A 13394-nucleotide genomic window follows, 5' to 3' on the forward strand; every position below is an offset into this window, starting at 1 on the left:
GACATCGCCGATGGCCTTCAGGGTGTTGGCTTCGCCGAGGCGGGAGCCGACGGCTTTGAAAAGGGCGAGCGCGTCGTTGTAGGCTTTGATGGCGGCGTCCATCTCATATTGCCGCAAACCATAATAACCCCGCTCAAACGCAATATCCGCCTGAATCTCTCGCGTCGCACCTTCGCTTGCTTCATCCGCTACTTTAATCAATTCTCCCCAAAACTCCCGGCGCCAGTTGGTTTTGGCTTCAAGCAAAACTTCGTTCCAATTCTGGTGTCCAGCCTCAGGTTCAAGTAAAAAATGATAGTATAACCCGTCCACCTGATCGGCTTCGCGGCCTTTCTCTTTTCCCTGGCTGGTATGATACTCATACGCGCGGGCGTAAAAAGACCGCGTCTCCTGCGGCTGAGCTTGGTTTTGGTACCGCTGCTGGGTGCGGCGGATCAAATCGTGGCAGCGCCACCAGCCCTGGTCATATCTCACAAAACTGAATTGCTGCAAGCTGCGAAAATCCTTTTCCGAAAACTTCACGCCGTAAGCAGCAAGCAAGTGATTCAGGCTGTCGTGGTTGAAACGGCGCAACAAGGCCAGCCAGGGCAGGGCGGTTTGGTGCGGCTCGGGCAGCCGGCCAATTACGCGATGGAAGAGCCATTCTTCCGCACGGTGTTTTGCGTCAATTGCCTGCCGTATTTCCACCAGCGAGAGCGAGCCGGCCAGCGCCTCTTGCGCGGCCATGGCCACCAGCAGCGCATGTCCCCGCGTGAATTCCTGCACCGCCTGCGCCAGTCCCGGGGTTTTTATTCCCAAATTATCAAAGAGTTGTTGCGTATCGCGGAGCTTGAAAGGGTGCAGATCATCATCAGCCACGCCAAAATCCAGCGGCAGTTGCGGTGGATCCTGGCAGCCCACCACCGCGCGCAAGCCCGGGCAGAGCTTGTGGCAGCGTTCCAGCATGTTCCACAGCCAGCCGCTCAAGCCGCGGTCGCCGGTGCGCTGCAAAGCCTCGTAGCCGTCGAGAAAAACGACGGCGCGAGCCGGCAAGGCTCTGGCCAGATCGACAAAAGCATCGGCCAGGCGGCTGTGGGCGATTTTATCCATCTCATGCGCCTGGCGCATGACGGCATCCTGCGCCACATTGCTGACTGTTGCGCCCGCCTCGGCCTTGATGATTTGTGTGATGCGCAAGTTCGCGCGTTGGTTTTGCAGCTCGGTTAAAATTTCTCTGCGCTGCTGCTCGAAGCGGTCAAAAAGTTTTGCCGGGAGATTCGCGCGCCAGCCCCCGGCAAGTGTGGCCGCCATTGCAAAGCGATTCATCGCAGCCTCGGGAGAATCAAGATACAATTGCGTGTAAGCGAGCTTTTGCGGCGCGCAGCGAGTGGCGATCACGTAACGCATGAAAGTGGATTTGCCGTTGCCGCTCAAGCCGTGCAAAAAGAAAACCCACGGCTGAGGCGTGTCCCAGAGCCGGTCAAACGCCTGCACCTGGCGCTCGCGGTTGGTGAAGTTTTTGATGGGATCGAAAACGACGAATGGTGTGTCAGCGGTTTTTGGCATTTTGTTTAACCCCGGTAACTGTTCCCTTGCTGTGAATTTTTTGTTGGATGTTGCTGCCCTCGGCGTTTTGTTCAACCTCTTGCACGCTGCCGCCCGATTCGGCAGTCACGTCCTGCGAAATGCCGGCCGTTGGCGCAGACGGAGCTGCAGCCGTTGTTACATGTTTCCGCTCGAATTCCAGCGTTGTAACCGCCATATTGAGTTTTACAGCCTTCAAACGAAACCAGCGCCGAAGCGCGAATACGACTGCGGCAAGCACGATCGTCGCAATCAGCGTTATCGCCCACAGCGGCAGTGAAATTTGTTCGAGCCAGGTTGGCATGTTTGACTCTCCGGTTTGAGTTTGGCCAGCGCCCGGGCGGTGGAAGTATGAGTACTTTGATTTATCATGGCAGGGATCTTGTGACGTATCATGCACACCGCCGAGCAACTCACAAGATCCCAGGGATGACAGGGCGCTCGTGTGTTCGAATGATAGCAATTTCACCGCAAAATTCCATGCACTTTTTGCTATCGCAATAAAAGCCATTGTGATTCCGCCCAATCTTTGCTTATCTTTTCCCACCGAATTCCCCTTTACCGAAGGAAGCGAACATGCCAAACGATCAAACCGCTGGCCCACCAACCTGCCCGCAATGCGGGTTCGTGAATCCCGCTGGCTTCAACTTTTGCGGCAAATGCGGCGCGGCGTTGGCTGCGGCGGAAAACCCCGGCCGCGTCTCAGTCAAAGCCGAACGCCGGCAAATCACGGTGATGTTTTGTGATTTGGTGGGGTCGACGGACTTGTCCGCGCGCCTCGATCCCGAAGATTTGCGCGAGTTGGTGCGTGATTATCAAGAAGCATGTGAGAAAGCCATCATCGCGTTTGACGGGCATGTTGCGCAGTATCTCGGCGACGGCTTGCTGGTTTACTTCGGCTTTCCGCGTGCGCATGAAAACGATGCGCAACGCGCGGTGCGCGCCGGCCTGGGCATTTTGGAGGAAATGTCGCGCTTGAATGAAAACCTGGCCAGCCGCTACGTGCAGCTTGCCGTGCGCATCGGCATTCATACCGGACTCGTGGTGGTGGGAGAGATGGGAGGGCGAACGCGGCTGGAACATCTGGCGCTGGGACAAACGCCCAATCTCGCTGCGCGTTTGCAAGGTTTGGCGCAGCCCAATGCCATCGTTTTGAGCGGCACAACACACAAATTGATTCAAAACGATTTCGAGTTCGCGACTCTCGGCGCGCAGACGCTTAAGGGCGTGGCGCAGCCGATTGAGGTTTATCAAGTCTTGCGCGCCCGGGCGCTGCAAGCAGGTTTTGAAAAGCTGGCGGTTCCGGATTTGACCCCGCTGTTTGGTCGCGAACGCGAATTGGCGCAACTAACCGAGTGTTGGCAACAAGCGGCTGCCGCTTCCGGGCAGATAATTTTGCTGGGCGGCGAAGCGGGCGTGGGCAAGTCGCGCTTGCAGCAGGCGTTCAACGCCTCGCTTTCCGGCGAACGGCATCTGGCGCTTGCCTGCCGTTGTTCGCCGTATGAATCCAACCGCGCGCTGCATCCCATCTTCGACATGCTGGAGCAGTTCTTTGCCGTCAAACGCGATACGGCTCACGATCAAAAAACGCGGGCCTTGCAAAGCGCGCTCGCCAAACATGGCCTGGGGCCTGATGAGATTCGCCTGTTGTTGCAGGGCGTGCTGCCCGACTCGCCGGAAGCTTTCGATAATCTTTCCTATGGCAGTACGCAAGTGCAGAAACAAAAAATCTATCGCGCCCTCTTGCGGTTGTTGCAGTCGCTGGCAAGCCGCCAGCCATTGATTCTTACTGTGGAAGATTTGCATTGGGCTGATCGTGCAACACTGGAATTGTGCCATCTTCTTATCGATGAAATCAAAACACTGCCGATCCTGGCCGTCTTCACTTTTCGTCCGGCGTTCATTCCGCCGTGGCCGGAACGTGAACATATTCTGAAAATCATGTTGCTGCCGCTGCCAGCGCACGAAACAGAAGCCATGATTCATGCGCTGGCCGGTGGGAAGACGTTGCCCAGAGAAATGTTGCGCCAACTGGCGCTGAAAACCGATGGCGTGCCGCTGTTCATCGAAGAGTTGACCAAGATGGTTTTGGAAACCGGCCTGCTCATCGAGCATGAAAACCATTTTGCCCTGGCCGGGCCATTGCCGGCTCTCGCCATTCCAACCACGCTGCACGACTCACTCATGGCGCGCCTCGATCGTCTGGCAACAGTGAAAGACGTGGTGCAACTGGGCGCGGTGATTGGGCGCGAATTTTCGTATGAGTTGATGCATCTGGTGGCGCAGATCGATCACGCGACTCTGCAAAACGAGTTGGCGCGGTTGGTTGAAGCCGGGCTGCTTTATGAAGAAGGCGCGCTGCCCGGCAAAAGATTTGTTTTCAAACATGCGCTCATTCGCGATACCGCCTATGAAGCGCTGCTCAAAAGCACGCGCCAGCTTTATCACATGCGCATCGCGCAAGTGTTGGTGGAACACTTTCCCCGCGTGATCGAAGCCAAGCCCGAGTTGATAGCTTATCATTACACAGAAGCCAAAGTGTTCGAGCAGGCCGCGCCGTTTTGGCATCAAGCCGCGCAACGCGCCAACCGGCGATCGGCGCCGGATGAAGCAATTGCCTATCTCAACAAAGGGCTGGCGCTGCTGCAAACGCTTCCGGCAACGCCTGCAACCACCCGTCTGGAGCTTGATTTCTTGATCGCGTTGGGATCAGCATTGGTTGTCACTAAAGGTTATGCTGCTGCGCAAGTTGAGTTGACCTACGCACGCGCGCTTGCATGCGCGACGCAATTGGGAGAACATCCTCATCTCTATCCGGCGCTGTTGGGACTCTCAACTTATTTTCTCATTCGAGGCGATTTTGCGCAAGCGCACAAACTCGCGGAACAGGCATTGAAGCTGGCAGAACAGGAACAGGATCCGGCGGTGCTGGTGGAAGCGCATTACGTGCTGGGCACGGCGATTTTTCATCAGGGTTATTTGGAAGAAGCGCGCGCCCATTTGCAGCAAGGCATTGCGTTTTATGAAACCCGGCAGCACCGTTCCATGATCGCCCGCTTCGGACATGATTCCGGCGTGCTCTGTTTATGCTATTTGGCGCGCATTCTTTGGTTTCAAGGCTATCCCGATCAAGCGCAGCGCCGAAGCGCAGAGGCCGTGGTTTTGGCGAGAGAACTGGCGCATCCCTTCAGTCTGGCCTCAGCGTTGACGTTTGCCGCGCTGGTGAGCCAATTGCGCCTGGAGATCGATGCAACGCGCGAACTGGCAGAAGAGGCGATTAGTCTCTGCACGGAGCATGGCTTTCTCTTTTGTTTGGCGATGGCAACCGTGCTGAACGGCTGGGCCTTGACTGAACTCAATGAGAAAGACGTTGGCATCGCACAAATCGAGCGCGGCTTGGAAACCTGGCGCGCTACCGGCGCGGAGTTGTTTCGCCCGCATCTGCTTGCGCTGTTGGTGGAATCGTATGGCAAGGCGGGCCGGACCGAAGAAGGTTTACACGTGCTTGCGGAAGCGCTGGCGGCTGCGCAAAAAAGCGGCAAGCGGTTTTACACGGCGGAGCTGTATCGTCTGCAAGCCTTGTTGCTGATGCGGCAGGGAAAGTCGATCGCGGAAGTCGAGCAATGTTTTCAGCAAGCGCTCGCCATTGCGCGCGAGCGCCGGGCAAAATCGTTGGAGTTGCGCGCGGCCGTGGGTTGGGTTTCTCAACAAGGCGAGAACGAAGAAGCGCGTCAACTACTGCTGCAAACCTATCGCTGGTTCAGCGAAGGATTCGACACGCTGGATTTGCAATTGGCGGAAACATTGCTGGCGAGGCAAATTTGAAAAAGCGTGATGGATGTTTTTGCACAAGGAATGACACGTCTTGATGAGTCTTGCAGTCAGCGGTTAGAATTTAAAACTAGTTGTTCACAAAATGAAATCCCACAGAAAATTTTTTCTGTGGGATTTCTGATTCTGTGGGCAAAGCGGCTTGGATATACTCTAAAAGTCTGAGAGTGTAGCTTGTCCGATATTCATTAAAGAATTTTCACCTCGACAAAACCATTTTGCGCGTTTGCCGGAATAATTGGCCTGCGCTGCCCTCGGCAATCAACTCATAAAAATAAATTCCTGAGCTAACCGCAGCGCCCAAATCATTGCGGCCATCCCATGTCTGAATATATTTTCCTGGCACAAGCTTGCTCTGCACCAGCGTTTTGACCTTTCTGCCCAGAATATCGAAAATCACCAGCCGAACCTCACGGCTGCCGAGATTGTCGGCCGGCACTTCGAACACAATGCGCGTGGCGGGATTGAAGGGATTGGGATGATTTTGCGCCAGAGAATAATTTCGCGCCGGCGCATTCTTGTCATTGCGATCGTTCACCGCTGTTGCACCATTCACCGTAATTTTGATGATATGCGGATGCAACTCGCGATTGCCGAATTCATCAACCGCTTCGGCTTTTAGGCTGATTTCGCCCGCCAGATTATTGAGTCTCACCTGCCACTGAGAATAGTTGTCCGCCAGAGGCCTGGCTTTGATGCCATTCACCGTGACCTGAGTAATTCTGTTGGCATCGATACATGTGCCGTAAACAATCACATCGCCGTTGGCTTTGGTGGAGATGCTTTGATCTGCCGGGGGATAAGTGATAACCGTGGCCGGCCCCATTTTATCGATCGGCTTGATGGGATTATCCGGAAACGGCACATTGACTTCCGCGACTTTGACATATTCCTCAAACACCGGCGTCATGATTTGATAGTTCAAACCGTCGTTGCGCGTTTGATTGGCGGGAATAACCTTGGCGTCGCGATTCGGGCCGAAGAAATCATGCAGATAAAGCGTCAATTCCGGCGTGGCGTTGGCATGATCCGTCTCGCTGCCCGCGCCGATTTTATTGTCTTCGACATTCGTCAGAGTATAATTGCGCACATGAATTTCAGCCGGCAATTCACGGTTGTCGCGTCCAGTGATGCGAAACGGATATTGCCCGGTGTCATCGAGTATGATGTTTTCAAACGTATGCAAACCCTCGGGCTTTTCATAAAACTCCAGCGAAACCTGCGACAGGGACTTGCCTTGCATGCCGACGAGTTTGACGTTTTTGGCGGCAGTGCCGTAGAAGCCGTAGCTTGCCGCCCAGACGTTGAAGTTTTCGACAAGCGTGTGATTGCCAATAGCCTTTAAGCCATAACGCAGTTGCCAACTTTTTTGATTTCGAATAATGAAAGGATTTTCGGCGGTGGCATCGCCTTCACCGCTGAATCCGTACATCATCATGCCGTGCGCCTCATTGCCGTCAAAACGCAAAAACGGCAGCGTGTTGATTTGTACATTATCTTGAAAAGAGCCATCGGGCTGCTGCACGCGGCCGCGGATTTCCGGTGGAACTTCGTAGAGAAAGCCATAACGATCGCATTCTGCCGCAACATTGTTGATGAAGGCGTTCATGCCGTTTGCCCACCAATAACCCGCGCCGGCATTTTCGTCGTAAGCCAGCGCCTGTTCCGGCAATCTGGTATGGTTGTAACCCAGTACGGCAAGATTGCGATCGAACAAATTAAAAACTTCCGTAGCGTCTTCCATGAAAAATCCATGCCCAACGGATTGATAACCGACGCAATCGCGCACCACCAGATAATTCGTGCCGTGAATCGTAACGAAACGATTATGCGAATCCCAAATCGAAGCGCCGATCACGCTGGCGCCGCGATGCGAATCCCCCAACACATGAAAATGGATGGGATAGCGCGCCAGGGTGTTGAGCTTGCCGAGATGCGCAAACTCCGCGTAGCTGATGCTGCCGCGGCTGTTGTAATGATAGAGCGTGTGGCCGCGCACGCCGTTCGGATCTTTTGATTCGATGACAACATTGCGTGAGAGATTCGCCACTTCGGCGCGAAACTCGCCTTCGCCGAGATGGTTGCGGCGCAACGGTGTTACCAGCGTCATCACTTTGCCGGAGGAAGAAATGGATGCAATATAGTTTTCCTCGGTATGCGCTTTGTCTTTGCCACGAAAGGAGTCTCCGTCGCTTTTGAAACTCTCGAATTTGTTGGTGCCGGTGATGATGATATGATCGCCCGCCTTCCAATTCACCGAATCCGAGAGCATGATCGTGGTCGCGCCCAGGCTGGCGGTTTGGCCGAGCTTGCTCCAGGTTTTGTTCAGCGGCGTGCCATGAAAATCCATGCGCCCGCCGTAGCTGATGATGCCCGGACCGCAATCATCGCGCATATCGGCGAAATCAACCAAACGAATGCGCGCGGTGAGATGCGCGGGAATGGGATTCAAGGGCGCGCCGACTTCGAGCGTGGGCCGAGGCTCGCCCAAATAGACTGATTCATGGCGCACGCTGCAATGGAAATTCTCATCAACGGTATCGCTGTTTTGCAGGATGATCATGCCCACATCAAGCTGGGTATTCTGCGTGCGAGAGAATAGCAATCTGCCGCGCACGTGAATCAAGCGGACCGCTTCCTGGGAAACGAGATCATAGGTTACGGTATGCCCCGCATCAATCAACACCTGATCGCCTTGTGAGGGGATTTTCCCGCTTGACCAGGTTGTCGCGTCAGACCAGTTGCCGCTGCGCATGCTGCGAACAGTCACGGAAGAAAACACCAGGGGAGCCTCATCGCCGGCTAGCAAAACCTCAAGGGGAAGCAGGAGGGTGGCAAGAATAAGTCGAAAAACGAAGAGACGATACAAGAGAGAACGAATGTACTGGCTTGAACTCAAGATACGCATCGGCCTTCCTGAAATGTTGTGCCTGCACTTTTGCTGCAGAATGTTGACATGAGTTTACAAATAGGCCGTCCTAGCCTGGTAAACGATCCTGTCAACTTTGCAAAATAGAATACCGCCCACGACAGCTTCCTATGTCGGGGCGGTTTGGGGATTTGGGATGGGCCGTGTCCTAGCCATCTTTGCTTCTGCAGCAATCAATTCGCGTACCAGAATGACGGTGTCGAGATTGTAACGCGCCAAGCGATTGAAATGTCGAGACTCTTGTAAATGCGACAAGGGGTGCTCTGGAGAATTTTTGGAAACTAAAGCAGGAATGAATTACAGGTTGGAATGAGGCGAATACGTTTTTGGAGATCTATTCTTGAAAAATGCTATTTTACTGTGCTCATTTTGATTTTCCACCACCGCAGCGTCTCGGCCGCCAGCCAGGGCTGCCTGATTCCTTCGCGGAAAATTCCGATAGCCGCCGCGACAATCAGGCGTGTGCCCAGAAAGAGAACTGTGCACAACCATTTCCGTCCGGGAAGATCATCCCAGCGTTGCGCTAACGAGGCCCAATCAAAGCTGCTCGTGTGCCAGCCCCAGTAGGTTGCCCAAAAGAAATAGCCTCCCATCAAGCCCATAACTGGCGCCAGGACCGCGGGTTGATGGGAGGCGGTGTAAAGCCACATAAAAAGCAGCAAGCCAGGCAACGCAAAATTCATGGCGCCCCGCAATCGCTTCATCACGAGAGCAGCACCGCAGTCAAGGCAAACAGTTTCAAAACCATTCAACCGAAAACGCGCCGTACACGCGCTGCAGTAGTCGGTTTTGCAGCGTGGACAATTACCGATGATTGGATTGGTTGGGTGATAGTGACAGCTCATTCGAACCACTGATGGATGATCAAAGCTCACGCCTCTATTTCAAATAAAATCCCGAGCCGTCCCCCCATCCCGGCTCGGGCAGGCGGCAATCCTGACATCGCCAAATCATACGTTTCCCCATGATTTGGTGATGAAACTTAATCAAACACGTCCAACGATCGCCAGCCTCTGAAATTTCGTAGCCCTCTTCGTCGTGAAATGTGGTTTCAAGCCAAGTCTTTTCTGCAAAATGGTGTGAATGCGGGCAAAGATGGTATTTTTTATCCGAAAGCTATAAGCTATAGGCGTATTCGGTAAGCAATTTGCTTATCACAACCTCGTTGAGGCCTCGGTTATATCAGTGGATCATAGGAGTTACGCTGTTGCGCGCTCGCGCGGGTGTTTTTTTTGAATGAGATTCAGCCATTTTTTTCATTGTCGTTGCTGCCAGCCATGGCGGCTTGGCTCCGTTCATTCGTTCATTCGTTCGTGTGGGATGATTGAAGCACGCGCGTCCGTTTCCGAAATATCCCGAGCCGTCTCCCCACCCCGGCTCGGGCAGGCGGCAATCCTTCGCATTGCCAAATCATCTCTTTCCCCGTGATTCGGCGATGAAATTTAATCAAACATGCCCAGCGATCGCCAGCCTGACAACGTTGTCACAAGCTTGTTCGACTAACTGAGTGGAGGCGCATCAGAGGTGCGTTGCTGCGCGCTCGCGCGGGTGTTTTTTTCAATGATATTCAGCCGTTTAATGAGATGTGCGGCAGCAACCAGCAGCAAGCCCATGGGAATGGCAACGAGGCCGCCAACAAATAAAAACGCCAAATTCAAAACATCTGAAAGCCCGAGCACCAGCATCACGACTCCCGCAACACTCAAAATCCACCCCGCTGGCATAACCCAGCGTTCGGTTGAATGAGCAGTGGTTTGGCGGGAGGCCGTCATGATTATGAGATTCCTTTGCAGAATTGCCGTATGCCCTCGAGCGATCATGGCATAGGCCAGTCACCAGACTGCATGATGGGGAAAGTCAAAATAAAAATTTCTTCGCTCAGGTGAGTTGCTTCCTGCAATGACAAAACATATGCCACGAATGGGCGAAAAATTTTTGAAAATCAAACATGCAAATTAAAGAGTTGCAGCACCCTGGGTGGAGAGAGGGAAATGGGAAAGGCAACAAAGTGTTGCGCTCAGGCAACGCTTGGTCGGGTAGAAGGCGAGAAAGCATATTGAATTCAATGGACTTTGCCTTGTTGCCGGCACGCAACAGAGAGAAGACCAGGCATGTGGAGTCGCCTCCACACGCGCTCTGGCGAAGCGGAACAATCAATCTCCGGAAGCGAGAATGCGGTAAATTGTAGCGCGATTCACGCCGGCCTCCTCAGCGGCGCGCGTGTAGTTGCCCTCGTGGCGCCTGAGTTTTTCATGGAAATAGTCTTGCTGAAACTGGTCGATCAACTTTTCCTTCGCCTGTTCGTAAGGCAGATCGAAAAGTGGGAGGAAGAGTTCTGGAGAAGTATTTTTGCGCGGTGGGAGGGAGAGACGCGAACGGTCAATTTTGCCATCTTTGCTGAACAAAACGAGATTCTCGATCGCGCTGGTCAGCTCGCGCACGTTGCCGGGCCAATCATATTGCAGCCAGTCCTGCATAACGTCGGCAGGAATCTCAGGGGGTAAACGATGCAACATCAGACTGAAATATTCGAGATAATAGTTGATTAACGGCGGAATATCTTCACGGCGCTGGCGCAACGGCGGCACGTGAATGTTCACGCGATTGATGCGATAAAACAAATCCTGCCGAAAGCGTCCGGCTTTCGTCTCTTCTTCGAGATTGTGATTGGTGGCGGCAATCAGGCGCACGTCAGCGTGTTGCTCATGCGTTTTGCCGATGCGATTGAATTTGCCGTATTCCACCGCGCGCAAAATTTTGGGTTGGGATTCCAGCGGTAAATCGCCGACTTCATCGAGAAACAATGTACTCAGATGGGCCGCTTCGAATTTGCCGCGTTGCTGGCGGTCAGCGCTGGTAAACGAGCCGCGTTCGTGGCCAAAGAATTCACTTTCAAACAACGGCGCGGCGAGATTGCTGCAATTGACGACGAACAGCGGCCGTTCCGCGCGCAGGCTGCGGCGGTGAATCTCACGTGCCACCAGTTCTTTGCCGGCGCCTGATTCGCCGGTGATCAGGACCAGGCGATCACTCGGTGCAACGGCGTCGATATCTTCGATGAGCTTGCGCATTGCCGGACTCTCGGCAATGAATTTGGGATACTGGCGCTGCAATTCGTCGCGATAGGCGCGGCGCCATGCCACATTTTGCAGGTGCTGCTTGAGATGCGCACGCAATTCTTTGAGATTGGGCGCCTTACTGCAATAATCGAGCGCGCCGAGCCGGCCGGCTTGATGCGCTGTCTCAATAGAAGCGTGCTCGGTAACGATGATAACGCCGGCATCGGGATCGGCCTGTTTGAGCCGGCGCAGCGTTTCAATGCCGTCAATGCCGCGCCCGAGCTTCAAATCAACCAAAATGAGATCTGCGGCAACCTCTTGAAATTTGCGCAAGCCGTCTTCGCCGTTTGCGGCGGTCACCACATTGAATTCTTCGCCGGTCAGCAGGATGAAATCCTGAGCAAATTGCGGTTGATCGTCGATAATCAAAAGCGTGTGTTTTTCGGAATTCGAATTCATGCGAACCCGGTTCTGGAAGTGAGGTTTGATTAGCTCTACTGTGGTACAATTTTTAATATGCCCAAGTAGAATTAACACGGTAACCAAAATGAAAACCGTACAGGTTAACTCTGAGATGATAGACGAAGCAGAAAAAACGTGACGACAGCATCTTGGTGCCTACTGCGCTGTGTTGTATAAGTATCTCATCTTGTCATCCTGGAAGGAGCTTGTGAAGCTCCAGGCCACATGCCGAGTACTTCACAAGATCCCGCCTGGTGGGATGACATTTCAAGATAGCCTCGAACAAATCAAGATAGCAGCACGCTAGATTTTTACCCCCCTTTGTCGTGCCTGCAGAATGGCACGCACAAAAAAAACTTTACTGGGATGATGCCTCGGCAGATGCGCAGAGATGGTCGCGCGATCAAACGACTCCGTTTTGCTTAAGAAGCGCGAAATTTCAGCCACCTCTTGCGGTGAAATGATGTCATCCAAATTCTCGATTTTTCCATCCAACGCCAATTCTTTCGCATGTCCCCAAATGGTGCTCTCTTCCAATGCGCGCGCTTGCGCCACTTCTGTGATCGACAAGCCTTGACGCAAAAGCTGCAGCGTCTGCAAAAGAGTTCCGCCCTTGATTTTCCTGGGACTCGTTGCGCGCTGTCGTTCGTTCGCAGGGGCGGGCAACGCGGCTTGTCGCTGGCCCCGCAAGACTTCCCAGCCTTTGGGCGTGACTTGCAGCACGGGATATTCGCCGTCGCTGCGAGTGAGGTAACTCGCAGCGATCAAACGCTGAATGTCTTTTTCAATTTGCTTTAACGGCAGGTCACGCAGCAGTCCAAAGGTTGACAACCCTGCAAAACTGCGGCTGCGCTCGGTATTTGAGCCTTTCAGCACCTCAGCCACGGTTTTTGCGCCGAAGCGTTCTTGCATGCGCACGACGCAACTCAAAATTTTCTGCGCCAAGAGAGTTGCCTCGGCGGAAGTCTGCCAGACGATTCCGCAATTGTCACAATTCTCACAGCGAGGGGAGACATGGCTTTCACCAAAATAATCGAGGATAAAATGCCGCCGGCAGCTTGCCAGCTCGCAGTAACGCTGCATCTGGCGCAGCTTGACCGTGGCTTCAATGCGGCGCTGAGTGAGAATGTTTGTGTCAAAGCGCAACCGCCGTTTGGGATCGCTCAATAGAATGCCGCGGTGTTTGAAGGGCCCGGCGATCTGCAAGAGATTTTGTGTGGCCAATGCTTCCAAATCCTGTGTAAGCCGCGACCGTGAGAGATGTAAGAAACGCATCGGCTCGCGCAAATCAAGGCGATGCCACGCGACCAGGCCTGTATCACCTGCAAACTCCTTCAAAAAGTTCAATAGTGTTGTTGCCGTTTGCGTTTCTGGTTTCTCCGTGTGTTGCGCCTGTTGAATCGCCGGTTGATGATCCTGTTGAATCATTGGGTGATGAGCTTGTTGAATCGCTGGTTGATGATCCTGTCGAATCTCCGGTTGATGAGCCTGTCGAATCTCCGGTTGATGAGCCTGTCGAATCTCCGGTTGATGAGCCTGTCGAATCTCCG

8 protein-coding genes are annotated in these 13394 nt (G+C 53.7%); 1 reads left to right on the forward strand and 7 read right to left on the reverse strand.

Translation table 11 applies throughout. The features are described from left to right. Both FBQ85_16180 and FBQ85_16185 read right to left on the reverse strand, forming a co-directional pair. Nucleotides 1-1545: hypothetical protein (locus FBQ85_16180; GenBank protein ID MDL1876687.1), on the reverse strand; the 1545-nt coding region annotated here is incomplete at its 3' end. Next, complete coding sequence (locus FBQ85_16185) at nt 1529-1867, reverse strand: hypothetical protein (protein ID MDL1876688.1); 339 nt, start codon at nt 1865-1867, stop codon at nt 1529-1531. The genes FBQ85_16185 and FBQ85_16180, both read right to left, overlap by 17 nt. Nucleotides 1868-2139: 272 nt before the next feature. Between FBQ85_16185 and FBQ85_16190 the strand changes: the two genes are divergently transcribed. Next, a complete protein-coding gene (locus tag FBQ85_16190; GenBank protein MDL1876689.1) occupies nt 2140-5388 on the forward strand; it encodes a hypothetical protein in 3249 nt (1082 codons plus the stop codon). 205 nt (nt 5389-5593) lie between these two features. Here the strand turns inward: FBQ85_16190 and FBQ85_16195 are convergent, their stop codons facing one another. The 5 genes from FBQ85_16195 to FBQ85_16215 all read right to left on the reverse strand — a co-directional run. Then, nucleotides 5594-8302 carry a hypothetical protein gene (locus FBQ85_16195; GenBank protein ID MDL1876690.1) on the reverse strand — a complete coding sequence of 903 codons (2709 nt, stop codon included), beginning with the start codon at nt 8300-8302 and terminating at the stop codon, nt 5594-5596. A 371-nt stretch (nt 8303-8673) separates the two neighbouring features. Beyond that, complete coding sequence (locus FBQ85_16200; GenBank protein ID MDL1876691.1) at nt 8674-9027, reverse strand: hypothetical protein; 354 nt, start codon at nt 9025-9027, stop codon at nt 8674-8676. Nucleotides 9028-9822: 795 nt separating this feature from the next. Further along, nucleotides 9823-10095, reverse strand: coding sequence for a hypothetical protein (locus FBQ85_16205; GenBank protein MDL1876692.1), 273 nt, complete (start codon nt 10093-10095; stop codon nt 9823-9825). A 381-nt stretch (nt 10096-10476) separates the two neighbouring features. Then, nucleotides 10477-11841, reverse strand: coding sequence for a sigma-54-dependent Fis family transcriptional regulator (locus FBQ85_16210; GenBank protein ID MDL1876693.1), 1365 nt, complete (start codon nt 11839-11841; stop codon nt 10477-10479). Between the two features lie 306 nt (nt 11842-12147). Further along, on the reverse strand, nt 12148-13394 hold a 1247-nt coding region (locus FBQ85_16215; GenBank protein ID MDL1876694.1), incomplete at its 5' end, for a hypothetical protein.

This window comes from Cytophagia bacterium CHB2, from assembly GCA_030263535.1.
Lineage (GTDB): Bacteria > Zhuqueibacterota > Zhuqueibacteria > Zhuqueibacterales > Zhuqueibacteraceae > Coneutiohabitans.

Coding starts and splice junctions, on each gene's coding strand:
- FBQ85_16210 (MDL1876693.1), bottom strand. CDS start 11,841: ATGAATTCGAATTCCGAAAAACACACGCTTTTGATTATCGACGATCAA.
- FBQ85_16185 (MDL1876688.1), bottom strand. CDS start 1,867: ATGCCAACCTGGCTCGAACAAATTTCACTGCCGCTGTGGGCGATAACG.
- FBQ85_16200 (MDL1876691.1), bottom strand. CDS start 9,027: ATGAAGCGATTGCGGGGCGCCATGAATTTTGCGTTGCCTGGCTTGCTG.
- FBQ85_16205 (MDL1876692.1), bottom strand. CDS start 10,095: ATGACGGCCTCCCGCCAAACCACTGCTCATTCAACCGAACGCTGGGTT.
- FBQ85_16195 (MDL1876690.1), bottom strand. CDS start 8,302: ATGCGTATCTTGAGTTCAAGCCAGTACATTCGTTCTCTCTTGTATCGT.
- FBQ85_16190 (MDL1876689.1), top strand. CDS start 2,140: ATGCCAAACGATCAAACCGCTGGCCCACCAACCTGCCCGCAATGCGGG.